Origin of the sequence: uncultured Odoribacter sp. (assembly GCF_937966165.1) — a bacterium.
Taxonomy (GTDB): domain Bacteria; phylum Bacteroidota; class Bacteroidia; order Bacteroidales; family Marinifilaceae; genus Culturomica.
Genome location: NZ_CALCLB010000016.1, coordinates 298,184 through 323,978, shown reverse-complemented (window position 1 = coordinate 323,978; position 25,795 = coordinate 298,184). Strand labels below are relative to the sequence as shown.

Annotated in this window: 15 protein-coding genes; 8 read left to right on the top strand and 7 right to left on the bottom strand. The window is 39.4% G+C overall.

From position 1 onward, the window contains the following. Nucleotides 1-261: 261 nt before the first annotated feature. The 3 genes from hisS (at nt 262) to Q0465_RS08015 (ending at nt 9,358) form a co-directional block, all read left to right on the top strand. A complete protein-coding gene (hisS, locus tag Q0465_RS08025; RefSeq protein WP_298614850.1) occupies nt 262-1,626 on the top strand; it encodes a histidine--tRNA ligase in 1,365 nt (454 codons plus the stop codon). 175 nt (nt 1,627-1,801) lie between these two features. After that, nucleotides 1,802-3,301, top strand: a complete 1,500-nt coding sequence (gene hutH, locus Q0465_RS08020; RefSeq protein ID WP_298614847.1) for a histidine ammonia-lyase — start codon at nt 1,802-1,804, stop codon at nt 3,299-3,301. 354 nt (nt 3,302-3,655) lie between these two features. Beyond that, the gene (locus Q0465_RS08015; RefSeq protein ID WP_298614844.1) at nt 3,656-9,358 is read left to right on the top strand and encodes an alpha-2-macroglobulin family protein; all 5,703 of its coding nucleotides are present in this window, start codon (nt 3,656-3,658) and stop codon (nt 9,356-9,358) included. 191 nt (nt 9,359-9,549) lie between these two features. Here Q0465_RS08015 and Q0465_RS08010 read toward each other — a convergent pair whose 3' ends face one another. The 7 genes from Q0465_RS08010 to alaS all read right to left on the bottom strand — a co-directional run bounded on the left by Q0465_RS08010 (nt 9,550) and on the right by alaS (nt 19,505). Next, entirely contained in the window at nt 9,550-10,239 is a 690-nt protein-coding gene (locus tag Q0465_RS08010; protein WP_298614841.1) for a response regulator transcription factor, read from the bottom strand. Nucleotides 10,240-10,296: 57 nt separating this feature from the next. After that, nucleotides 10,297-11,856 carry a sensor histidine kinase KdpD gene (locus tag Q0465_RS08005; protein ID WP_298614839.1) on the bottom strand — a complete coding sequence of 520 codons (1,560 nt, stop codon included), beginning with the start codon at nt 11,854-11,856 and terminating at the stop codon, nt 10,297-10,299. Nucleotides 11,857-12,044: 188 nt separating this feature from the next. Then, nucleotides 12,045-12,728 (bottom strand): hypothetical protein, encoded by a 684-nt coding sequence (locus tag Q0465_RS08000; protein WP_298614836.1) that lies wholly within the window; start codon nt 12,726-12,728, stop codon nt 12,045-12,047. Nucleotides 12,729-12,827: 99 nt separating this feature from the next. Next, nucleotides 12,828-14,153 carry a TlpA disulfide reductase family protein gene (locus Q0465_RS07995; RefSeq protein WP_298614833.1) on the bottom strand — a complete coding sequence of 442 codons (1,326 nt, stop codon included), beginning with the start codon at nt 14,151-14,153 and terminating at the stop codon, nt 12,828-12,830. 94 nt (nt 14,154-14,247) lie between these two features. After that, nucleotides 14,248-14,586, bottom strand: a complete 339-nt coding sequence (locus Q0465_RS07990) for a hypothetical protein (protein WP_298614832.1) — start codon at nt 14,584-14,586, stop codon at nt 14,248-14,250. Between the two features lie 173 nt (nt 14,587-14,759). Then, complete coding sequence (locus Q0465_RS07985) at nt 14,760-16,481, bottom strand: hypothetical protein (RefSeq protein WP_298614830.1); 1,722 nt, start codon at nt 16,479-16,481, stop codon at nt 14,760-14,762. A gap of 381 nt (nt 16,482-16,862) precedes the next feature. Continuing rightward, complete coding sequence (gene alaS / locus Q0465_RS07980; protein WP_298614829.1) at nt 16,863-19,505, bottom strand: alanine--tRNA ligase; 2,643 nt, start codon at nt 19,503-19,505, stop codon at nt 16,863-16,865. A gap of 129 nt (nt 19,506-19,634) precedes the next feature. Between alaS and Q0465_RS07975 the strand changes: the two genes are divergently transcribed. From Q0465_RS07975 to Q0465_RS07955, 5 genes are all read left to right on the top strand, one after another. After that, entirely contained in the window at nt 19,635-20,606 is a 972-nt protein-coding gene (locus Q0465_RS07975; protein WP_298614827.1) for a M23 family metallopeptidase, read from the top strand. Between the two features lie 41 nt (nt 20,607-20,647). Beyond that, nucleotides 20,648-20,992, top strand: a complete 345-nt coding sequence (locus Q0465_RS07970) for a MerR family transcriptional regulator (protein ID WP_298614825.1) — start codon at nt 20,648-20,650, stop codon at nt 20,990-20,992. A gap of 50 nt (nt 20,993-21,042) precedes the next feature. Further along, entirely contained in the window at nt 21,043-22,134 is a 1,092-nt protein-coding gene (locus Q0465_RS07965) for a Nif3-like dinuclear metal center hexameric protein (RefSeq protein ID WP_298614823.1), read from the top strand. A 3-nt stretch (nt 22,135-22,137) separates the two neighbouring features. Then, entirely contained in the window at nt 22,138-22,977 is an 840-nt protein-coding gene (locus Q0465_RS07960) for a C4-type zinc ribbon domain-containing protein (protein ID WP_298614821.1), read from the top strand. 118 nt (nt 22,978-23,095) lie between these two features. Beyond that, a complete protein-coding gene (locus tag Q0465_RS07955; protein ID WP_298614819.1) occupies nt 23,096-25,717 on the top strand; it encodes a valine--tRNA ligase in 2,622 nt (873 codons plus the stop codon). Nucleotides 25,718-25,795 lie beyond the last annotated feature (78 nt).

Below are 25,795 nucleotides of genomic sequence, written 5' to 3'. Positions count from 1 at the left end.
TTTCCGATTTTTTTTGATAAATAAAATACTGATTATTTTAAGAGATTGATAATAAACATAATAAATATAGAAATTCTCAACAAGAAAATTCTTCTTCCTCCCGTTTATCGACTTCCTATAAGAAGTGAACCTTCTCATTTCTTTTAAAAAAGATGCTGGTAAATTATTCTTACTTTTCGTATATTTGTCCGCTCAGTATTGCGTGCTATCAGAATTTTCAGCCCGCAATTTTCACAAATAGTCAATTAAATCTGGAAATAAATGGCACAAATACCTTCCATTCCCAAAGGAACAAGAGATTATTCACCGGAAATTATGGTGAAAAGAAATTATATATTTGATACAATCAAAAATGTTTTCCGGCTATACGGTTATATGCCTCTGGAAACGCCGGCGATGGAAAATCTCACCACTCTCTTGGGAAAATACGGAGACGAGGGAGATAAATTACTATTTAAGATCCTCAATTCCGGTAACTTCCTTTCCGACGTTTCCGGTACGGAATTACAGGAGAAGAATATTTCTAAACTGACTAACAAAATTTCAGAGAAAGGACTTCGTTACGATTTAACTGTTCCCTTTGCCCGTTTTGTTGTTCAGCATCAATCCGAAATCAGTTTTCCGTTTAAACGTTATCAAATACAACCCGTTTGGAGGGCCGACCGTCCACAAAAAGGCCGTTACCGCGAGTTTTATCAATGTGATGTCGACGTTATCGGAAGCGATTCACTGCTTAATGAAGTAGAATTGATTCAAATTGTAAATGAAGTTTACCAAAGATTAAAAATCAATGTCCGTTTACTGATTAACAACCGGAAAATATTAGCGGGGATTGCAGAAATTATTGGTTATCCTGAAAAATTAACTGATATTACGGTGGCAATCGACAAAATGGAGAAAATCGGCCGGGAAGCTGTCCATCAGGAATTACATGAAAGAGGGGTTTCCGAAGAAGGAATTTCCAAACTGCAACCCATTTTAGACCTGAAAGGGAGCAATGAAGAAAAATTAATACAATTACAGGAGGTTCTCGCTCAAAGTGCAACCGGCTTAAAGGGAGTAGAGGAACTCAGTCAGGTTTTCCAATATTTGAAAACTTTAAAAATTTCTATCGATATTCAGCTTGATCTTACCCTTGCCCGGGGGTTGAGCTACTATACCGGAGCAATTTTTGAAGTAAAAGCCCTGGATGCAGCAATCGGCAGCATCACAGGAGGAGGACGCTATGATGACCTGACAGGTATTTTTGGCCTGAAAAATGTATCAGGAGTAGGTATTTCGTTCGGAGCAGACCGTATTTACGATGTTATGAATCAACTGAACTTATTTCCGTCGGATTCCAACACCACCACACAGATTCTATTTGTAAATTTCGGTCCCCGGGAAGAACGGTTCTGTTTACCTTACCTGCAAGAATTGCGCCACCGAGGTATCAATGCCGAGCTGTATCCGGACGTAGCTAAAATGAAAAAACAAATGGCTTATGCTGATAAGAAAGGAATTCCTTTCGTCGCCCTGATTGGAGAAAATGAGATCAATTCCGGGATTGTCTCTTTGAAAAACATGCTGAGCGGGGAACAAAAAAATATTAAGTTGAACGAATTAGCAGCGGAATTAAAAAAATAAACGATTTATAGCTAACGGGACAATCTTATGCTGATATATAAAAAAGAACACCGGCCTTTAAAAAGTCATGGGTTTGATACCCGATGTCCTTGATTTCTGTTTATATACGCAGCAATCTGAATCCGGTATGTTCCGGAAACACCTATACATTTAATTTTATTCTAATTCCATCATCATGAAACATTATATTTCCCCAGCACCGCTAACGTTTGAAATAATCGATAATATTTTACGTAAAGGGTATAAATTAGCTCTTTCGGAAGAAAGCAAAAAATTAATCTGTGACTGTAAGGCCTACCTGGACCATAAAATTGCAACTTCAGAAAAGCCGCTTTACGGAATCACAACGGGTTTTGGCTCTCTTTGCAAAATCAGTATTTCCACGGAAGATTTAAGTCAATTACAAGCCAATTTGGTGATGTCGCATGCTTGCAGTATAGGAGAGCCGATAGCGAAAGATATCATTCGCCTGATGCTTCTCTTAAAAGCGCATGCGTTATCGCTGGGAAAATCCGGTGTACAATTGGCGACAGTGGAACGAATTATAGATATGTATAATCACGATGTTATCCCTGTCGTACGGGAATTGGGTTCTTTAGGGGCTTCCGGCGACCTGGCACCATTGGCTAATCTTTTTCTTCCCCTGATCAATGAAGGAAATGTATATTATAAAGACAAAATCCGGGAAGCCAAAGACGTAAACGCTGAATTAGGCTGGGAACCCATTGCTTTAGGTGCAAAAGAAGGATTGGCTTTATTAAACGGAACCCAGTTTATGAGTGCTCACGCTGTCTATGCACTGCTGAAAGCTTTCAAAATTGTAAAATACGCAGATATTATCGGAGCCATTTCCTTAGATGCATACGACGGACGTATTGATCCGTTTTTACCTCAGATACAAGCAGCCCGTCCTCATCCGGGACAGATAGAAACGGCCCGCAATATCCGCACCTTACTGGAAGGGTCCGAATTTCAGAAAAAGGAAAAAGTACGGGTACAAGATCCCTACTCTTTCCGCTGTATGCCCCAGGTACATGGAGCTTGTAAAGATACGGTAATGTATGTAGCTTCCGTTGTCGAACGGGAAATCAATTCTGTTACCGACAATCCGACAATTTTTACAGAAGAGGATATGATTATCTCCGGCGGGAACTTTCACGGTGAACCTCTGGCTTTAATATTAGATTTTTTAAGTATCGCTTTAGCAGAATTGGGAAGCATATCTGAAAGACGTACTTACCGGTTAATCTCCGGAGACCGGGGCAATTTACCCGAATTTCTCGTCGCTAATCCGGGATTAAATTCCGGATTTATGATCCCTCAGTACGCCGCTGCCGCTATCGTCAGCAAAAACAAACAATTGTGTACTCCCTGCAGTGTCGATTCCATACCTTCTTCCAACGAACAGGAAGATCATGTCAGCATGGGAGGAAATGCTGCCACTAAAACAATAAAAGTTTCCGAAAATGTAGAACGGATCTTAGCCATTGAACTTTTAAACGCAGCCCAAGCCATTGACTTGCAACGTCCGACTCAGACTTCCCCTTACCTGGAAGATTTTCTGAGAGAATTCAGAACCGCAGTCCCTTTTAATGCAGAAGACCGCGTCATGTATAAAGATATCGATACAGCAACCGAATTTTTACAGGCCGGAGATTTCGGCGGGAATAAATAAACTTTTAATTTTTAATTCTGCCCGGATTCAACAAAATTCAATACTGCTTTAAACAGAATCCGGGCAGAATATTTCAATAACAAACAACGCTTTATCCCCAACAGCCTAAACCCTGTCTTTTTCTGTTCTCTTCAGACACTTGAACATTTGAACAATTATACTTTTTAAACATCAGAACGCTTAAATCTTTTCTCCCCTTAAAATTCCGTTATTATTTATATCCGGAAAAAATATTCTTAAAATATTTCTTTATTTTTATGGAATTATTGTTTTTACACTATCTTTAAAATACAAGGTCCGTAAAGACAAGTTAAAGACAACTGTAAACAACATAAACGACAAAGCATAAATATCATGAAAACAGTATTCCTCTGCATTTTATTATGTATTTCGTATTCAGGTTTTTCTCAAACCGACTGGAAAAAACTATGCGATGAAAAACCTAAAACGGCTTTAGCCAAAGCGGAAAAAATGTATAATGAGGCTTTACAAGAAAATAATGGGCCGAAACTGATACAAGCACTCACCATTAAAGTTTACTGTAACTCTCTAATCGATCCGGAATCCATTGTTCCTTTCTTTCAGCAAATAGAAGAACTGATAATAAATTTAAAAAATCCGGCAGAGAAAAGCATTTTACACAGTATATTAGCGGAATATTACCAGGGCTATTATAGCCAGCATGCATATCAAATCAATCAACGTACTCCCTTAACCAATTTTGTACCCGAAGACATAAAAGAATGGAGCGGTAATCTCTTCATTGAAAAAATCTTCAATCATGCATTATTAGCATTGGAACCCCGAACCGATCTGGAAAAAATACCCGTCAGCACGTATAACTTAATTTTGAAAACCGGTCCGGACTCTCCATTATTGCGGCCTACCTTATACGATTTTTTATGTTACAGGAGTATTCAACAACTCCGGAGTTGCGAGTCCTTTCCAATTAACCGCTTTTTCCCCCAGCAATCTGTCTCTAATCCGGATATTTTATCAACAGCGTCCCAATTTATCTCTATGCCTTGGAAGGCAAAACCCTACGATATTGCTTCCCATATTATTGAGATTTACCAAAATTTATTGAAATTCAGATTATCTGTTCCGAATCGTCCGGCCTTTTTAATAGCGGATCTGGACCGTTTAATGTATGGACAAGAAATTCTGCCAAACGACTCCCTTTACCTTTCCCGTTTGCAAGAACTGGAAAAAGATTTCTCCGGTATTCCTTATAGTGTAGAAGTGCTTTATGAAGAAGCTCAATTTTATTATTGGAAAAGGCCTTACCCCGGGCCTACCCTCAGTGATATAAAAAAAGCTCTCTGTTATTGCGAAAAAGGTATAAAAGAATATCCTGATTATGAAAGAATAGGTTTATTGAAAAATCTGAAAAAACAAATTGAAACCCCGGAACTGCGTATTTCGCTTCCCGAAACTATTTATCCGGACGTTTCCTTTCCCTTAAAAGCTGAATATAAAAACATTACTCAAATAAAACTCCATATTTCACAAATTTTGGAGTCGACTCAGAACTATGAACAGAAAAAAAACAGTAAAACTCCTTTTAACACCCGGGATATTTATACAAAAACGTACGCATTATCTTCCCAGCTGATTGAACACGACACGTCTTTTTCTCTACCGGCTCTGAAAAGCGGAATGTATGAAATCACAACGGAAGCGAATGGAAAGAAAACAAATCAAATGATGTTTATCGTCAATGATCTTTTCACCGTTACTCAAATTGAAAACGACCACCGGGTCCGGTTTATGATCCGGGACAAACAAAGCGGGCAACCTATCCCGAACGCGACCATTCGCATTTATCAGGCAACAGAAAAGCAATATCCGCCTTTAGCCCATCTGACTTCTCTTACTCAATTGAAAACAGATAAATATGGGATGGCCACTTTAAAACTCGTTTATAATAATAAAAAATACAAACAATTTTATTACGAGGTGACAAATGAACAAAACCCCAATAATTATATTCACTCTTACTATTATAACCCCTATTTCTTTAATAAAAGAAATCCGGAAGTTCAAAATGTAACTTTTTTTACAGACCGCAAGATTTATCGTCCGGGACAAACAGTATTGTTCAGCGGCATAGCCTGGACTTCTTCCCAAGATACCGCCGTACTCAATATGGGAAAAACATACAACATCCAGTTTTACAATCTCTCCAACAGACAAAACCGGAAGGAATTAACGGTAAAAACCAATGAATGGGGCTCTTTCAGCGGGAGCTTTGTCATACCGGAAGAAAGCCTCAATGGTACTTACCTCCTCACCACCACAAACGGACAAACTCAAATTGAAGTTGCCGAGTACAAGCGACCTGAAATAGAAATTCTGGTCGATCCTTTAAAAAAACCGTATGCTTTTGGAGATACCCTCGAAATAAACGGTTCTATAAAAACCTATTCAGGCATCACCTTGGAAGATACAAAACTAAACTATCAAATCTGCTTAAAACAGGTTTACCGCTGGCAAGCACCCGAACAATCTCCTGTAAAAGGACAGTTAAATACGGATATAAACGGAACATTCCAAATAAAAGTGCCGACAAAAGTGCCCGCAACGCCCCATCCCGCTTTCCCGCAAAGTTATTATTACGAAATACTCCTTTCAGCTACAGACTCCAAAGGGGAAACGCAGGAGACGTCGGTCAATATCCCGATGAGCATTTCTCCTTATTCAATAGAAATCCGCTTCCCGGAATATGTCAATAAAGAAATTCCCCAGACTTTATCCATTCAGGCACGCAATTCTTCGGATTATGAAGTTTTTGAAAATGTAAACTACACATTTTACAAATTAATGCCTTTACATTCACCGGCACAAACTTATCAGCCGGACAGTGTTAAGATCGAAAAAAAGATAACAGAAGGCCAGATCCTCACCTCTGCCGACTCCTTACAATTAAATTTAAAAGGATGGGCATCGGGAGCTTATATGGTAATTGTAAAAGGGAAAAATAGTGAACAAAAAACCATCTTTTACCTTTATTCTCCCCAGGATAAACAACCTCCGATACAAACCTACAACTGGCTGATTCAAGAAAAAACAGATTGTAAACCCGGAGAAAATGCAGAAATATTATTCGGAAGTTCAGCCGAAAATGTATATGTATTATATGAGTTATATGACGGTTACCGGCTTTTAAAACGGGAGCATCTTCAACTTTCCAATCAGGTGAAACGATTCAGTATCCCTTATTCCGAAAAATACGGGAATACCCTTTGCCTTATGCTCTCTTTTGTAAAAGACGGGAAATTCTTTAACAATCAGATAGAAATTCATAAATCACAAGAAAACAAAGAATTGACCATACAAACAAAAGTTTTCCGGGACCGGCTGCAACCCGGGCAAAAAGAAAACTGGGAATTCGTTATCCGGGACTACCGCGGACGTCCCGTAACGGCAGAAGTACTGGCTGTCATGTACGATCAATCCCTGGACCAATTTCGGGAAAATAACTGGTATTTTAATCCTTTCCCCGGATGGCGTATCAGTTATCCCCTTTGGAGAACAGATATGTATTCCTCCACACCCGAGATGTTCTTTTCTTTTCCGGCCTCTTATAAGACCGTCCCACCTTTCCGGTTTGATGAATTGAATTTATACAAACAACAATACGGCTATCCTGAAGTCCGAAATCTTTCCGGTAGGTTAGAAGAAGCAGAATTTGCCGTGCCCTCCAGCGCAGATGAAAGTTTTATCGCTAAAAAATATGCACGGGACACCCAAGGTCCGCAAACTGCAAATACAACTCTCCATACAAATATGGTCCTTCGGGAAAATTTTCAGGAAACTGTTTTTTTCTATCCCCATCTCGTCAGCAATGACAGTGGCATTGTCCGGCTTCAATTTACCATGCCGGATGCAACCACCCGCTGGAAGTTTATGGCACTGGCCCATACACATTCTTTACGTCACGGATGGATAGAAAAAGAAATCACTACTTCCAAGAAATTAATGGTTATGCCTAACCTGCCCCGTTATTTCAGAAGCGGAGATAGTACAATAATAAAGACAAGGATTAGCAACAAAAGCGAAACCCTTCAGGCGGGAGAAGTTATATTAGAGCTTTTTGATCCTTTTACCAACCAGGTATGGTTGAAACAAACGAGCGGGTTTTCTGCCGGTCCGGGACAAAACACTACAGTTGCACAAGGCTTTATTGTCCCTCAGCAAATATCTGTGATGGGTTGCCGCATCATAGCTTCAACCCCCGGTTTTAGTGATGGGGAACAACACTTGATTGCCGTAGTTCCGGATAAAGTCATGCTGACGGAATCCCTTCCCTTCTTTATGAATGAGAAAGGGACACATACTTTTTATATGGAAGCCGAATCCCCTACCAGAGAAGATTACCGGCTTACACTGGAAGTGACGGCAAATCCCATTTGGTATGCCGTACTAGCACTTCCTAGTCTCCAACAACCCCAGACAGAAAATATCACCAATATTGCCGCCGCTTTTTATGTAAATACAGTCGGAAGTTACATCGCTAAAGCGAATCCGCGCATTCTGGCTGCCATCAATTCTTTAAAAACAGCAGCCGGGAACACAACGACTTCTCTTTCGCAGCTGGAAAAAAATCCGGAACTCAAATCCATTCTTCTGGAAAACTCCCCCTGGGCGTTAGACGCACAAAATGAGACAGAGCGGATTCAATCCCTTTCCCGGCTTTTCGATTTGAACCGTTTGAATCAACTCCAACAAACAGCCTTACAGAAAATAATAGTGCTGCAGGAAACAGAGGGGGGATGGAGCTGGTTTAAAGGTATGCCTTCGGACCGTTTTATAACTTGTAACGTATTGAATATGTTAGCCGTTGCCAGTTTAACGGGACAGATTGAATGGAGAGAAAATGAAAAAACAATGCAAATTAAAGCCCTGCATTATCTGGACAACGAAATTATCAAAGACTATAAAAAGAAAAATAAAAAAATAACATATTCCCAAATCCTCTACCTCTATACCCGCAGTTTTTACCGGGATATTCCCTTAGGAGATGCTTTGGAAGCCCATAAATATTTCACGGGATTAGTTGAAAAGGAATGGAAACAGCTCTCTCTTTACGAAAAAGCCTTAACGGCAACAACTTTATTCCGTTACGGGAAGACAGAAACAGCCCGGAAAATTTTGAATTCTTTACAGGAATATGCGACCACAAATGCAGATTTAGGTATGTTTTGGGCTAACAATCATTCCTCCAGTTATTATATGAATTCTGCCATACAGGTTCATACGGCCATTATGGAAGCCTTTCATGAAATAGAAGGGAATACGGCTCAGACAAATTTAATGAAACAATGGTTACTGCGCCAGAAACAAACACAAAATTGGGGCAATACACCCAGTACGGTCAATGCTATTTATGCCTTACTTCTGACCGGCACAACACAATTGGATATAAAAGAACAATTAACTGTAGCTTTAGGAAAACAAAAAATAGATATGAATAAAGCAGACCAGATGTTGGGTTATATAAAAACCGTTTATCCCGCATCGGCAATTACACCGGATTTGTCCCGGTTAACGATTACAAAAGAACAGGATGTCCCAAGCTGGGGTGGCCTTTATTTACAATATTTCGCTCAGCTCAAACAGGTGCAGAAAAAGAAGAAAAATACTTTAAACATAGAGAAAAAACTTTTTATCGAGAAAACGGCTGAGTCCGGAGTTCAATTAATTCCTTTCCAATCCTCTGTGAATATCGGGGATAAAATTGTCGTGCGCCTCACGATTAGCGTAGACCGGGATATGGAATATATACATCTAAAAGATTCCCGTGCAGCCTGTTTCGAACCGGTTCAACAAATTTCAGGTAATCAATGGAAATACGGAACGTTTTATTATCAAGAAATAAAAGACGGGGTAACTAATTTCTTTATCCGTTACTTACCCAAAGGAACCTATGTATTTGAATATCCGGTATGGGTAAATCAGGCAGGAGTTTATCAGGATGGCATAGCCACCATTCAGTCGGTATACGCCCCCGAATTTGTTTCCCATAGCCTTACACAACAAATTGAAGTCCAATAAACGGGTTTACCAGACGGACAGTTTGTTCTTAAATGAGGCATTCAAGTTCTCCGGAAGCCAATTGACGCTTCTCTGATTGAAATACAGGCCTGATTAAAAATCAGCAACTTTCTCTTCTCCGATCAGCGAAGCGTCAATTGTACCTTTAGCAGGCGGCAATACGATTCTTTTTTTATCCTAGCCGGCTCTTTCTATGATTTTATGACTAAACGAAATCCGGACCCATGTATATTTTCGATCCGGATATTGGAATCATCTTTGAAATATTTACGCAATTTCGTGATATAAACATCCATGCTACGGGCTGTAAAATAATCATTCGCTCCCCATATTTCATTCAAAGCTTTATCCCGCATCAGCAGGCCGTCCTGATGTTCGTACAACAAAATCAACAGATGGGCTTCCTTGGGAGTCAGTTTTATCACTTCTTTCCCTTTCGAAATTGTACGCAATTCTGTATTAAATTCGTACTCGCCGATACGGATTAGTTTCGATTTTCCTTCATTTCCGTCGTGTTCGCAACGGCTCAGTATCGCTTTAATCTTTAAAATTAATAATTCGGAATCAAATGGTTTCACGATATAATCGTCAGCTCCGATTTCATAACCTAATTTCATATCTTCTTTCAGGCTCTTAGCCGTAATATAGACAAAAGGTACGGAAGAATCTATTTCCCGGATTTTCTTTCCCAGTGTAAAACCATCCATTTCCGGCATCATCACATCTAAAAGGCAGATATCGAATTTTTCTTTCCGAAAAGCATTTAATCCTTCATTTCCGTTTACACATAAAGTGACTTCATAATCGGACAACTGAAGGTAAGATTGTAAAACAGAACCAAAACAAGGATCATCTTCTACCAATAATATTTTTTGTGTCATACCTAATTTATATTTGAATTTTTAATTTATACTTTTTCAAGCCTGTTACGATTATATCTATTCTATCCCAAAAACAATTTCCACCAGAGTACCTTTTCCTTTTTTAGAGTTTAACCGCACCTGCCCGTTGTGCAACTCCACAATTGACTTCACATAACTCAGGCCCAATCCGAAGCCTTTTACATTGTGTAAATTTCCATTCGGTACCCGGTAAAAACGTTTAAAAACCTTTCGCTGAGCTTCCTTTGAAATACCGATTCCTTTATCGCTTACCCCGATAATCAGATGCTCTCCTTCTTTCCGGGTATAAACCTCTATTTCAGGAGCACCTAAAGAATATTTGACAGCATTATCCAGGAGATTCGAAATGACGTTCTGCATGTGTACCTGATCCACATACAGCATAAAATGCGCTACTTCCAAACGGCACTCCAGTTTTCCCCCGGCATTCTGTACCTGCAGCATAAAATGCCCCACAGCTTCCTGAATTAACTTATTCATATCCGTTTCTTCCTTACACAAATGCAATTCATGCCGGTCCATTTTTGCCTGTTCCAGAATCCGTTCCACATATTTGTTCATCCGCTCGTTCTCACTTTTAATCATGGCATTAAAATGCAGTAATTGTTTTTTGTCATTGAATACCTTTTCTTTCGTGATTGCCGATGTAGCTAAAGATATTGTGGCAATAGGAGTTTTAAACTCATGCGTCATATTATTGATGAAATCATTTTTTATCACGGATAATTTCTGTTGCCGCACAATAATCCAAATCGTAACGATAAATACAAATAATAAACCAAAAATACAAAAACCGGAAGCTAAAAACAGCCAACTCATATTCTCCAGAATAACCGGCTGTACAGATGCAAAACTTACTCCCAGATAATAATCTTTCTTCACATAATCATAAGGGAATAAATCAACATAATAAAAATTCTGTAAGTCCTTATTCCGGACCTTATTTAAAATATCTTTTTTAGTCAGTATCTCATAGGTAAAAGGCAAACGAATATTATATCCCCGGAAATAACCATTCATTAAACTCTGGAGATCAATACTAGCCAATCTTTTCTGTATAGAGACATTTTGAGGATCCTTTTCTTTAACCAGGCGAATCATAAATTCCTTCAGTTTTTCATTGAGCAAAGCGTAAAAATTAACAGAAGAAACGGAATCTCCCGGGGTAAATCCTGTCGATTTTATGGCTTGTACAATAAGTTCCTGACTGCTCATTTTCCTGGCCCCCGATTGCGGTAAGGCTTTCCAATGTTCCGACAAAAAAGAACGGTCTTCTTTAAAACGGTTTACATTATTATCCAAAAAATCGAACAGGTAGGTCGAAGGCCAGTTATTTTTCACTCCTGAAGAGGAAATCATCTCATTATAATTCTGTATTTCCCCCAGTTGTTGCTGTACCTCTAACAGGTATTTCATATAATTAATCTCTTCCACCCGGTTTACGACCCGGTTTAATACATCATACACCCTGGACGAAAACTTATATTGCCGCTCCCGTATAGCATATTTTATCCATATCCATTGTACCACTACAACAGCAGAAAAAGCCGTTATCATGAAAATCAGCAATATCCGGATAATTAACTTTTTTATCATGTTTCAACACCTGAATACAGAAAAGGATAAATTTAAAGCTTATTCTGCCGCCAGCTTTCGCTTGATTTTGTAAAAGTAATATTATTTGACCAAAATTCAAACCACAAAAACGGGGTACCCGGGCAGGTACCCCTAAAAACAACTAAGTAATAAAAACGGGAAAACAAAACCACTCACGTGGTTTATATCTACAGCAATTTTTGGGCCAATAACCTATAAATATTGCTCTTTTTATTCATTATTTTCATTTCCTTAAACAAATTGTCTTGTAATTCAACTTCATCCCTCAATTCATCCCACAGTAGAAACAAAGATAATTCGTGTTCAGGATTTGCTTCTATCGTCCTTTTTATATACTCTTTCCGGTATCGTTTGCACCGCTCTAAATTCCGATATAAAATTTCAAGCTCTTTTTTCTCTGATTCAGTCTTTTCTTGTCTTTGTTCCAAAACTTGAATCATTGTTTGTAATTTCTGTGCCGGTACCTCATATTTTTCATTCAATACTTCGTATATTGCCTCGAACTCCCTTTCCAAAGCCCCCCCTCTCACACAGATTTTACAGCTATCCTCCGTTTTCCATTCTATCCGGACGGTCTCTTCCGGTGCTATGATAAAAAAAATCTTCTCTCCTCCTATTTCCAATCCTACTTTAGCCGGCAACTGCAACTTATCTGTTCTCAGATCTACCCTTCCCTTTTCTATACCTTGCACAGCCAATAAGATTGTATCACCACTTTCTACAGACAAACCATATAAAGCAACGGTATCCCCCTTTTCTTCTCCTACTTCTCCTACAATCCTTACTTCATTTGAGTTACAAGCATTCAAAAAAAACATAAAGAACGCAATCAGTAACCCAAAGCTTTTCATTAATTCTTGCTTTTATACTACAAATTTTCTTTTTTAAGAGAATTTTCAGACAAATATATAAAAGTTTTAAAAAAATAAAAAGTAAAAGCTAAAAAATTATCAAATAAATTTATTCAAAAGCGTCCTGATTTCTCCGGAAGGACGGGGAGCACTTGAATCTATGATATTTCCGTCAGGCCCGATCAGGATAAAACGGGGTACGCTGATGATCATATACTCTTCATTAAATGCCTTTTCATTTCCCACAATCGCCTGAATTCCACCATAATGATTTTTTTCGAGAAGTTTAATCCATTCTTTTCTGCGGGATTCTTCATCAATGGATACGGATAAAAATTTTATATTTTTTCCCTTGTATTCCCCCTGCAACAAACTGATATAAGGCAACTCATTTTTACAAGGCTGACACCAGCTTGCCCATACACTGATATACAAATAAGATCCTCTGAAGTCGGAAAGCCGTATTTTCCTTTTCCGGGGACTTATCACTTCAAAATCAGGAGCCGGTTTACCAGGCAATAAATTCTCAAAATGGCCGACCACTTCTTCAATATATTTCCGGTTCACAGAATCCGTACATTCCTGACGAAAGATTTCCAATAAATGCTCTGCCCCTTCTATACCATTATTTTCCCAGATATACCGGTCAACTGTTTCTTTTAACAAGAAATTGCGGATATCCGGACGCTCAAAATTAGCCATAATATATTCAGCCAGCCCACTGGTGTAATTTTGATCTGTGGAATAATTATTTCCTCCCTGCGAATAGGTATAGTCCAGCAAAAATTTTCTGTAATCTTTGGTCACAAATAACTGATGATGATCGAGAGAAAAAGTAGACAGATACGCTTTAAAAATTTTTCCAGGCTTATAATCAGCTGAGTACTGTTGTTTGTAAATCGGATACACCAATAACCGTTCCCCTACGGAATAACGGATTCTTTGCATTTCCAATTCTGTAAAATCACTGTCAAAATTCTTCGCCTTCAGCAATTCTGTTTTTTCATCAATCAAAGCTTTTAACTTATCCACAAATGCTTTTTCATCCAGGGCATAATAGTTCTTGTCAAAATAAACGGCCATTTCCTGTTCTTTCAGGTAATTATTAATTCCCCCTAAACTCCCGCTAAAATTAAGAGAACCGGAAATATTTAATAAATTCATATTGACTGTCAAGTCCTCTCCCGGTCTGAGGTAAATATCCCAGATATTGGATCCGAAAGAAGCAAATGCACTTTTTTTCAAACTGATTTTTCCGGCAAAGAAACCATTTTCATCTAAAGGAAAAGTGTAAATACTATCTTCCACCCATACGGTTACAATAGAATCACCGTTTTCTATTCTACCGTTCACATAAACAAAATCTTTGCGGCCACATGAAAAGGACAATAGCAAGATAATAACTATCCCAAATAAATATTTCATCAATTTTCCCCGTTTTTATATGAACAAATATAAAAAAAGAGAGAAGTATTTCATGTTAAAAAAAACATAATAAAAGGCCGTCCCTTTAAAATGATCATTCTTTTTTATATACGATACCGTGACACCTGGCATAGTCGAGAATATTATAAAAGGCATATTTTCCGACATCCGAAAACTCATCCTCACTTCCGAACCGTCTGGCCAATTCCCTGGGCACTTCAATAAGACGGCAGCCCAACTTCCGTGCCAATATCCATGTAGCATCCCTGTCAAACAGAACGCCACGATGCTTTTCCCTTTCGGGGGAATTATAATTCCAATCGTCCTGTCTCAGCAGCAGGCCCTCCTCGGTAAATTCTGCAGTGATACAGGTTCCGGTCTCGAAATCATCATGACTGTTGAAAATGATGCAGGAAAGATTCTCTGATTCCATGTTTTTAGTTCTGAAGCATTAGAAAATTCATCTGCCTGATCCGGGTAAAGAGTCTTTTTGGCTTTTTCAGGCAAACAGTGGTAAAATGTTACCCCCCTTTCGGTCATGTCCGGAAGGGGGGCATAAAAAGATAAGCCAAGTGAGGATTATCTTTTTAATATTCTCTGAACGAATTACTGTACAATGGTTTTGAACTCGCTATTGTCAAAATATTTGGCAAATTCTGCATCGGTCTTTGCCAAATCTTTCATAGCAACGTCTTTACCGCATGCCTCTTTCAGATTAGTAAATACCATAGTAGCATCATTATTTCTGGCACCGATAACGGCTTTCAAATAAGAAGCCAAAGCAGAATTGTCTTTTCCTTCATTCAATTTCTTCAAAGCCTCGTTATTATTACCGTTCAGTATATTAGCTAAAGCAGCGTTTACACAATTGCAATTCCCGAAATAATCCACAGCAGCCTTATAGTTACCTTTCTTAATAGCTACAATACCTTTATTATAGTTTACTTCATTTCCAACGCCGGTAGCAGCTCCGAACAAAACCTCAGCATCATTTACATTTCCATTCTTCAACTCAACGGCACCCAGATTATTTTTTACTACTTTATTATTAGCTGACAAAGCATCGGCTTTCTGGAAGTCCGTTTTTGCTTCTGCCACTTTACCCATTTCAAATAAAGTCATACCGGCATCATTGAAACCTCTCCAGTCATTCGGATACAAAGACATAGCAGACTGATAAACGGCCAGTTTATCTGCGTTATTATCAAATAAAGTTGCGGCATATAATAACTCTTCTACATTCAATGCGGAAGGATCGGATTTTGCTAAACTTCTGATTTCTTCGTCAGATTTACCTACACGTTCAGCATTTACCACAAATTTTGAACGTCTCAATTTCGGTAAAATCTGATCTGCAATTGTAGAATAAGCAGAGGCAATATTCTTAATTTCTCTTTCTCTTACTTCCGGATCGGAATGCATAGCCAATACCCGGAGAATCAGTTCTTTATCCCGGATACTAGAAGCTTCCATTGCCTTTTTGAATCCTTCCCAGTCTTCTGCTACAACATATTTTTTGAAGAAATCCAAATCTTTATATTCTTCCATCTTGTTCTTCTTCATATTCTTTTTCAAGAAATTATCAGAAGATCCTTCCCGTTTGTTTGCTAATTTTTCATTCCAATCATACGTTCCGTCCGGAGAAGCATACGACTGAATTTCAATGTTTTTCAAATTTACATTTTCATCTGCCTTTGCATCTTTCAGGAATTGTTCCATTGCTTTGATTTCTTCCGATTTCACCTGATTATTCCGAATCTGTGAAGAATTGATCAGATAATAAATCGCAGCTTCGTTTTGTTCCGGAGTAATCCGTTGGAAATTGTCATTTCCCAAAGCAAGAGCAGGATTATTATTCACTAAAGTAGCCGTAGCAATAATACCATCAGCTATTTTAGTCCCTTCAAAATTGACAGCCTTAGCTCCCTTAGAAGCTTTGATTTCTACAACCAGATCTGAAATCCTCATCGCATCATCAAAAGGTACCTGACCTGTATAGGTAATCGTCTTACCCGTTTCATAAGGCACCACTATATTATTTCCCTGAACATTTTCCCCTTGAAGAGTAGTCGGTTCAAAAGCTTTTTCTCCACCCTGGTATTTCAATACGGGAGTAGCTACAACTGTCACATTTTTATTGAAAAATTTAGCAGGAATAGTGACGTCGATCTTCACATCAACCATTTCCCCTTTTTCTTCCAGAACCTCCGGAGTTACTTTATACCCCATTTCCCCTGCTCTCTTCTTCATTTTATTCAATGGAGAACAAGATGCAATGACAAGGCTCGCCAACGATAAAGTTGCAATTGTTCTAAATGTCCTTTTCATAATTGTTCAAAAATTTATACTTAAAAAAATTTAAATTAGTCACCTTTTGGCAAAGCAAATGTATGAAAAAATATCAAAAAAACTACTTTCAATAAAAAATATTATACAATTATTCCGATCTCGGTTTAAATGTTCAAAAAGCTCAATTGTTCAATTGTTTAAATGTTTAAACGTCCAAATGTATAAACCTGTGAATGTCTAAGTATTCGGACTATTTCCCATCCGGTAAATAAGTTTTTGTACTGCTGAAGGAAACCCTCCAAAATTCCCGTTTTATCCATTCCTTATTGAAACAGGGATTATCCCTCTGTCAAATTATTCTTCCTCCTGCTGAAACCCTTTACATCCTTAAACGTTTTAAACGTTTAAACAATTAAAGATTTACACCACCTCATTTATCCCCAGTTTAAATTTAATCAATTTCTCAGCCTTCGCTACAGCTCTCTCAATTCCTGCGGGCTCGGAACCGCCTGCTGTGGCAAAAAAGGGCTGGCCGCCTCCGCCGCCTTTAATTTCCTGAGCAGCTTCTTTGACAATTTGTCCGGCATGCAAACCCACTTCTTTTACCAGAGAGTCGCTTATCATTACCGTTAAATGGGGTTTGCCATTCGTCACTCCTCCTACCACTAAAATGATTTTTTCAAATTCTCCTTTCAACTGAAAGGCCAGATCTTTTACCCGGGGTTGTGGCAAAGACATAACTTTGTAGATCATATTTATTCCTTTTTCCACTGCAATTTCATTTTTCACCCCTTCTTTCATGATTCTCAGGCTTTCGCCTTCAAATTTCTCCAAATCTTTTTTCAATCCTTCATTTTCCTGTAACAAAGAAGTAATATTCTCTATGACATTCCGGTTGGATTTAAACATCTTTTCAATTTCTGCGACCAAACTGAAACTATTGACAATATACTCTTCGGCCTTGTCCGCAGTAATGGCTTCGATTCTCCTCACTCCTGCCGACACAGAACTCTCATTCAGAATCTTAAAAAAACCGATCTGACCGGTAGCCCGCACATGAGTACCTCCGCAAAGCTCAATAGAATCCCCATATTTTATCACCCGGACCAAATCCCCGTATTTTTCTCCAAAAATAGCGATGGCTCCCATTTTTTGTGCCTCTGTCATGGGGATAGCCCGAAATTCTTCCAATATAAGATTTTGCCGGATCAGGCGATTGACAATAGCTGCTACTTTATGGAGTTCTTCATCGGTCACTTTCTGGAAGTGAGAAAAGTCAAACCGCAGGCGTTCCTCTCCCACATAGGATCCTTTTTGCTCCACATGATTTCCCAACACTTCTCTCAAAGCATGATCCAACAAATGGGTGGCCGTATGATTGTTTGCTATCAATTCCCTCCTGTGAGCATCCACTGTAGCGACAAAACTCCGCGTCAAATCAGAAGGCAATTGTTCGCTTACATGAATTGTCAATCCATTTTCTTTTTTGGTATCTATAATCCGGATCCTTTCTTCTCCTCCGGACAACCAACCTGTATCTCCTATCTGTCCTCCCCCTTCTCCATAAAAAGGCGTGATATTGAACACCATGTGAAAAAGCTGTTTCCCCTTGCTCATTACCTTCCGGTAACGGGCGATTTTGACTTCCATCTCAATGTAATCGTACCCTACGAATTCCTGTTCATCATCGTTCAGCAATTCGATCCAGTCATCCGTATTTACAGTAGCTGCTGAACGGGAACGGGCTTTCTGAGCTTCCAGTTCTGCCTTAAATTCCCGGCGGTTTACCACCAAACCGTGTTCCCTCAGAATCAATTCTGTCAAATCCAGCGGGAAACCATATGTATCATACAATTCGAAAGCAATATTACCCGGAACGGTCAGGAAATCCTCCGACTTTGTGGTGTCGATAATACGGTCCAAAAGTTTAATCCCCTTATCCAGTGTTCTCAGGAAAGCATTTTCTTCTTCCCGGATTACCTTTTCAATCAATTCCTGCTGGGCGCATAATTCCGGATAATGTTTTCCCATCCCCTCTATCAATACGGGCACCAAACGATACATAAAAGCGTCTTTCTGATCCAGATAAGTATAAGCATACCGGACTGCCCTCCGTAAAATACGGCGAATGACATAGCCCGCCTTGACATTGGAAGGCAACTGTCCGTCTGTAATGGAAAAAGCAATGGTCCGCAAATGGTCGGCTACAACCCGCATGGCTACATCCGTATCTTCTTTCTCTCCGTACTTTATACCACTCAATTCTGCAATCTTACCGATAATCGGACTAAACACATCTGTATCGTAATTGGAAGTTTTACCCTGTACTGCCATACACAGACGTTCGAATCCCATACCCGTATCTACGTTAGTATGGGGCAAATTTTCCAAACTTCCGTCCGCTTTCCGGTTGAATTGCATAAATACCAGATTCCAGATCTCAATTACCAAAGGATTATCTTTATTGACCAATTCCCGCCCCGGTTTTAATTTGCGTTCTTCTTCCGGCCGTAAATCAATATGCAACTCCGAACAAGGCCCACAAGGCCCCATATCTCCCATTTCCCAGAAATTATCTTTTTTATTCCCATATAAAACGCGTTCTTCCGGCAAATAACGCAACCAAAATCTACGGGCATCCTCATCTGCTTCCAGACCATCCTCTTTATCTCCCTCAAAAACAGTAGCATACAACCGGTCCTTTTCCAGGTGCATCACTTCCGTAAGAAATTCCCAGGCATACGCAATGGCTTCTTCCTTAAAATAATCCCCGAAAGACCAGTTCCCCAGCATTTCGAACATCGTATGATGATAAGTATCGTGCCCGACCTCTTCCAAATCGTTGTGCTTTCCCGATACCCTCAGACATTTTTGAGAATCGGCAACCCGTTTGTATTTGGCATTTACATTCCCTAATATGATATCTTTAAACTGATTCATCCCTGCATTGGTAAACATCAAAGTAGGGTCGTCTTTTATCACCATTGGAGCCGAAGGTACAATGGTATGCGATTTACTTCTAAAAAAATCGAGAAACTTCTGTCTGATTTCTGCAGATTTCATCTTTATTATATATTTTGTGTTTATATTTTTTAAATATACTTTATTTTCAGCACAATGCCTTCCCAACAAGGTTGCAAAATTAGTTTATTTCTTTAACTTTGCATCGGAAATCATTAATTTTTAAAGCGAATGCGAAAAACAGGATATCGATTTAACCCCGAAACACTGTCGTACGATAAAATAGAGACTACATGGCGTAAAAAATTATGGGTGCTGACCCAAAAGTTATTCTCAACTCTCTCTTTAGCTGTCATCATCTTTTTTATTTTTGCTGCATTTGTCGACTCCCCTAAAGAAAAAGCATTAAAACGGGAAAACGAAGAAATCCTGGCCCAATACCGACTTTTAAGCAAAGAAGTAGAAAAGCTGGACGGCATACTAAAAAACCTGGAATCCAGAGACGATAATATTTACCGGGTTATTTTTGAAACGGAGCCGATCGACGCCTCTATCCGCAGAGCCGGTTCAGGAGGAGTAAACAAATACGAGCATTTAAAAGATTTAAAAGATGCTGATCTCATCATCAGTACCAGTAAAAAACTCGATGAATTATCGAAAGCGTTATACATTCAAAGTAAATCTTACGACGAAGTAGAAACTTTAGCAAAAGATAAACTGAAAATGATGGCTTCTATTCCGGCCATTATTCCGATTTCTTTAAAAGATCCGCGGAATCACGTCTCTTCGGCTTTCGGTTACCGCATGCATCCTTTTTATAAAACAGTAAAACTGCATGCCGGTATGGATTTTTCCGGAGCTATGGGGACTCCGATTCATGCTACGGGAGACGGAAAAGTCATAGCTGTCGAAGTACAAAGGGGATATGGAAAATGTATCATTATAGATCACGGCTTCAGCTATAAAACGCTTTACGGACATTTGAGCAAATACAACGTAAAAGTAGGTCAAAAAGTAAAGAGAGGAGATATTATTGCTTATATGGGAAATACCGGCATGTCTTTCGGACCTCACGTTCACTATGAAGTAAGAAAGAACGACCGGCCTGTAGATCCGATAAACTACTACTTCAACGACCTGACTCCCGATGAATACGAAGAACTCGTAGCCAAGGCAAACAACACGGGACAGACAATGGACTAATCCCCGGGAATTTCAATTATTTAAAAAGATAATTTTTTCAGATGGATTCAGAGAAATCAATATTAAAGGTATATTACTCTATCGGAGAAGTAGCAAAAATGTTCAACGTAAACACTTCTCTAATCCGCTTTTGGGAAAAGGAATTCGATATCATAAAACCACACAAAAACAAAAAGGGAAACCGGCAATTTACCCGGATGGATATTGATAATTTCCACCTTATCTATTATCTGGTCAAGGAAAAAGGGATGACCCTCAAAGGAGCGCAGATGAAACTCAGTGAAAGCAAAGCCGAAACAGAAGCCAATTTTGAAGTAGTCAAACGCCTGAAAGCCATTAAAGAAGAATTAATTCAAATCAAAGAGCAACTTTCGGCAAAGGATTAAGTACCTTATATTTTGTATCTTTATCAGTTGTTCTCTACGAATCGTTTCTTATGCAAGTAAAAGATCTGACTTCAATCATTGAAGAATATGCCCCTCTGAGTCTTCAGGAAGATTACGACAATGCGGGGCTCATTTGCGGACATCCCGAAAACGAAGTATCTTCGGTATTACTTTGTACCGATGTCACCGAGGCCGTCCTGGAAGAGGCCATCGCCGGCAATCACAATCTGATCATCAGCCATCATCCTCTCAGTATCAAGGCGCTGAAAAATATGGTTCCTGATAATTGGATCAAGCGTTGTTTTATCCGGGCAATTAAAAACGACATTAACATTTACGCTGCTCATACGAATATGGATGCCGTTATGAACGGAGTGAGCGGTAAAATGGCAGACAAACTGGAACTGACAGAGCGGGAGGTCCTTCAACCTGCAGAAAAACTGTACAGTTTTTGTTTCTATACGCCTGTCGCAGAAGCTGAAAAAGTGAGAATGGCTTTACTGGAGGCAGGAGCCGGAGCAATCGGCAATTACAGTCACTGCTCTTTCAACATACAGGGAGCAGGCACTTTTTTACCCGGCGAAAATACGCATCCTTTCTGTGGGGAAAAAGGAGAACTACACACAGAATCGGAAATCAAAACGGAAATAACGGTTCCGGAACACCTGCTTTCCTCTTGTATCCGTATATTGAATGAAGTCCATCCGTATGAAGAACCGGTATGCAACATCCTCCCTCTGGAAAATAAAAATCCGGTAACCGGTTTTGGAATAATCGGGGAACTGGAACAAGCTGTAAATACACATGAATTTCTGCAAAGAGTAAAAAGTATTTTTCATTGCGGCCTTATCCGGCACAGTCCAATCTGCAAGCCTGAAGTAAAAAGAGTCGCCTTGTGCGGAGGGTCCGGAGCATTTCTTGCCTCAAAGGCGTTACAGGCAGGAGCTGACATTTATATCTCAGGGGATTTTAAATACCATGACTTTTTTACCACAGAAAACCGTATCATTTTAGCTGATATCGGGCATTATGAAAGTGAACAATATACAAAAGAAATTTTTTATGAGTTAGTTACAAAAAAAATATCTAAATTTGCAGTCCAGTTTTCTAAGATCAATACAAATCCGATAAATTATTTATAATATATGGCAAACAACAACGAAAAACTGCAAGAATTAACAATTGAGGAAAAATTGCAGCACCTGTACGAATTACAACGTATCGATACAGAAATTGATAAAATCCGTACATTAAGGGGGGAACTTCCTTTGGAAGTACAGGATCTGGAAGACGAGCTTGCCGGATTGGAAACCCGCCTCGAAAATCTGAAGACAGAAATTAACGAATCAGAAAAAAGTGTCAGTCAAAAAAAACTGGAAATCTCTAAATCAGAGGAACTGATAAAAAAATATAGTGAACAGTTGGATAATGTCCGGAACAACCGGGAATACGATGCTTTAAGTAAAGAAATTGAATTCCAGAAGCTGGAAATCGAATTACAACAGAAAAGAATCCGGGAAGCTTTAAAAACGAAATCAGAAAAAGAAGAAGCACTGGAAATTTCTACCCAGCAATACGAAGAAAAGAAAGCGGACCTGGAAGCAAAAAAGGCAGAATTGGATGACATCATTGCTGAAACTCATAAAGACGAGGAGGACCTGATCAAAAAATCGGAACAGCTATCTGAAAATATAGAAGAACGTCTGCTGACGGCTTACAAACGGATCCGCTCCAATGCTCGCAACGGCCTGGCTGTCGTAACAGTTGACAGGGATGCCTGCGGAGGTTGTTTCAACAACATTCCTCCCCAGCGGCAATTGGATATTCGTTCCCGTAAAAAGATCATCGTCTGCGAATATTGCGGTCGTATCCTCATTGACAAATATATCTGTGATTACGACGGAAGTATGCAAAAAGCAGACCTGGAAACAGCCTTAGAAGCCCAAAAGAAAAAAGGAAGGAGAATTAAAAAATCCGATGAATAAAAAAAGGCTGCTCAGGCAGCTTTTTTTAATGAGAAAACTTGAAAAGGGAAGAGCAAAAAGAGGAATCCTGTCGTCTTGTTTTCCAATTTTTTAACTATCAAATTTTTATATTCACACCATGATTGCGACGAATTACAATCCAAAAGAAAGCGAAGAAAAATGGTATCAGTACTGGATGGAGCATCAATTTTTCCATTCGGAGGTAGATAACAGCAGAGAACCTTACTGCATTGTCATTCCGCCTCCCAACGTCACCGGTGTACTCCACATGGGACATATGCTGAATAATACCATTCAGGACGCATTGATCCGCCGGGCCCGTTTACAAGGCAAAAATGCCTGCTGGGTTCCGGGCACTGACCATGCCTCAATTTCTACGGAAGCAAAAGTCGTCGCCAAACTGAAAAGCGAAGGGATTAACAAACGGGACATCAGCCGGGAAGAATTTTTAAAATACGCTTGGGAATGGACGCATAAATACGGAGGAATTATCCTCCAGCAATTAAAACGGCTGGGAGCTTCCTGCGACTGGGACCGCACTTGTTTTACCATGGACGAACCCCGTTCCAAAAGTGTTATCAAGGTTTTTGTCGATTTGTATAATAAAGGATATATTTACAAAGGAGTAAGAATGGTAAACTGGGACCCTTCTGCCCAAACCGCCATATCCGATGAAGAAGTTATTTACAAAGAAGAAAAAAGCAAACTTTATTACCTGAGGTATAAAATTGCCGGCGAAGAAAATTATATTACAATAGCTACGACCCGGCCGGAAACCATATTAGGTGATTCCGCCGTATGTGTAAATCCCAATGATCCCCGTTTCACTCATCTGGCTGGAAAAAAATGTATTGTCCCTTTGGTAAACCGGGAAATCCCGATTATACAGGACGAATACGTCGATATGGAATTCGGAACCGGAGCATTAAAAATCACACCGGCTCACGATATCAACGACTATGAAATCGGATATAAACATCATTTGGAGACAATTGATATATTCAACGATGACGGCACGATGAGTAAGGCCGCCCAATTCTTTATCGGACACGACCGTTTCGAAGTACGGAAAGAAATTATTCCGGAATTGGAAAAAGCAGGAAATCTCGTAAAAATTGAAGATTACGACAATAAAGTGGGTTATTCCGAACGTACTAACGTCGTTATTGAACCTAAGCTTTCGATGCAGTGGTTCGTCAAAATGAAAGCTTTGGCGCAACCTGCCCTGGAAGCTGTAATGAACGATGAGGTAAACCTGATTCCGGCCAAATATAAAAATACTTACCGCTACTGGATGGAGAATGTCAAAGATTGGTGTATCAGTCGCCAACTTTGGTGGGGACATCAGATCCCGGTATATTATCTTCCTAATAGCCATGATTATGTTGTAGCCGAAAACAAAGCAGAAGCCGTTAAATTAGTCAAAGAAAAATTCGGGAAGGAAATATCTGCCGACCAATTACGTCAAGACGAAGACTGTCTGGATACCTGGTTTTCTTCCTGGTTATGGCCGATTTCTGTTTTCGACGGCATCAACTATCCGGACAATGAGGAGATCAAATATTATTATCCCACCAACGATCTGGTCTCCGCTCCCGATATTCTGTTCTTCTGGATCGCCCGTATGATTATTGCCGGTTATGAATACCGGAAACAAAAGCCCTTTTCCAATGTTTATCTGACCGGTATTGTACGGGATAAATTACACCGGAAAATGTCGAAATCCCTTGGTAACTCTCCGGACCCCCTGGAACTCATCGACAAATACGGAGCTGACGGTGTACGGGTAGGGATGTTGCTCTGCTCTCCTGCCGGCGGAGACCTGTTGTTTGACGAAAGTTTACCGGAACAGGGAAGGAATTTCACCACTAAAATCTGGAATGCTTTCCGTTTGGTAAAATCTTGGGAAACGGCTGATATACCACAACCTCTTCATTCAAAGCTGGCATTGACATGGTTTGAAAATACTTTACATAAACTCAAAGAAACCCTGAATACGCAATTTGAGCAATACCGGATATCTGAGGCACTGATGACAATTTATACAGGCTTCCGGGATGAATTTTCTTCCTGGCTTCTGGAAATCATCAAACCCGGCTATGAGCAACCCATCGACCGGATGAGTTATGAAAAAACCGTTCAATTGTTCGAAGAATTATTGCAATTATTACATCCCTTTATGCCATTTATCACGGAAGAAATCTGGCAAAATCTTCGTAAACGGAATGCAGGAGAAAGTATCATGGTTTCTCTTCTGCCCCGGGACACAAAATACGATGTGACTTTATTAAAAGATTTTGAATATGTAAAAGATGTCATCGTAGGGATCCGAAACATCCGGAAACAAAATAACGTGGCTTTCAAGGATAGCTTAAAATTAAAAATAAAGAAAAACGACCGCTATCCGGTTGCTTTTGAAAGTATTATCTGTAAAATGGGCAATATCAGCGATACGGAAATAATAACTGAATCCTTGAAAGGCGCCTGGAGCCTCATCGTCGATACAGTAGAATATTTTATCCCTGCTACAACTCAGGTAAACACAGCAGAACTGAAAGCAAAATTACAGGAAGAACTGAAATACACCCAAGGCTTTTTAAAATCCGTCGTTGCCAAACTCAATAATGAACGCTTTGTCAACGGAGCTCCGGCACAGGTCGTTGCCAACGAACGTAAAAAGCAAGCTGACGCCGAAGCTAAGATTAAAGCAATAGAAGCCCAACTGGAAGAAATTCAATAAGGGAAATTACAGGTTCAGCAAAAATTAAACGGCCCCTTAAAGTTAAACATCACTTGAAGGGGCCGTTTTCAAAAGTCT

Bases quoted from the DNA above. Each gene is read 5' to 3' on its own strand.
- hisS (WP_298614850.1), top strand. From the start codon at position 262: ATGGCACAAATACCTTCCATTCCCAAAGGAACAAGAGATTATTCACCG.
- hutH (WP_298614847.1), top strand. From the start codon at position 1,802: ATGAAACATTATATTTCCCCAGCACCGCTAACGTTTGAAATAATCGAT.
- Q0465_RS08015 (WP_298614844.1), top strand. From the start codon at position 3,656: ATGAAAACAGTATTCCTCTGCATTTTATTATGTATTTCGTATTCAGGT.
- Q0465_RS08010 (WP_298614841.1), bottom strand. From the start codon at position 10,239: ATGACACAAAAAATATTATTGGTAGAAGATGATCCTTGTTTTGGTTCT.
- Q0465_RS08005 (WP_298614839.1), bottom strand. From the start codon at position 11,856: ATGATAAAAAAGTTAATTATCCGGATATTGCTGATTTTCATGATAACG.
- Q0465_RS08000 (WP_298614836.1), bottom strand. From the start codon at position 12,728: ATGAAAAGCTTTGGGTTACTGATTGCGTTCTTTATGTTTTTTTTGAAT.
- Q0465_RS07995 (WP_298614833.1), bottom strand. From the start codon at position 14,153: ATGAAATATTTATTTGGGATAGTTATTATCTTGCTATTGTCCTTTTCA.
- Q0465_RS07990 (WP_298614832.1), bottom strand. From the start codon at position 14,586: ATGGAATCAGAGAATCTTTCCTGCATCATTTTCAACAGTCATGATGAT.
- Q0465_RS07985 (WP_298614830.1), bottom strand. From the start codon at position 16,481: ATGAAAAGGACATTTAGAACAATTGCAACTTTATCGTTGGCGAGCCTT.
- alaS (WP_298614829.1), bottom strand. From the start codon at position 19,505: ATGAAATCTGCAGAAATCAGACAGAAGTTTCTCGATTTTTTTAGAAGT.
- Q0465_RS07975 (WP_298614827.1), top strand. From the start codon at position 19,635: ATGCGAAAAACAGGATATCGATTTAACCCCGAAACACTGTCGTACGAT.
- Q0465_RS07970 (WP_298614825.1), top strand. From the start codon at position 20,648: ATGGATTCAGAGAAATCAATATTAAAGGTATATTACTCTATCGGAGAA.
- Q0465_RS07965 (WP_298614823.1), top strand. From the start codon at position 21,043: ATGCAAGTAAAAGATCTGACTTCAATCATTGAAGAATATGCCCCTCTG.
- Q0465_RS07960 (WP_298614821.1), top strand. From the start codon at position 22,138: ATGGCAAACAACAACGAAAAACTGCAAGAATTAACAATTGAGGAAAAA.
- Q0465_RS07955 (WP_298614819.1), top strand. From the start codon at position 23,096: ATGATTGCGACGAATTACAATCCAAAAGAAAGCGAAGAAAAATGGTAT.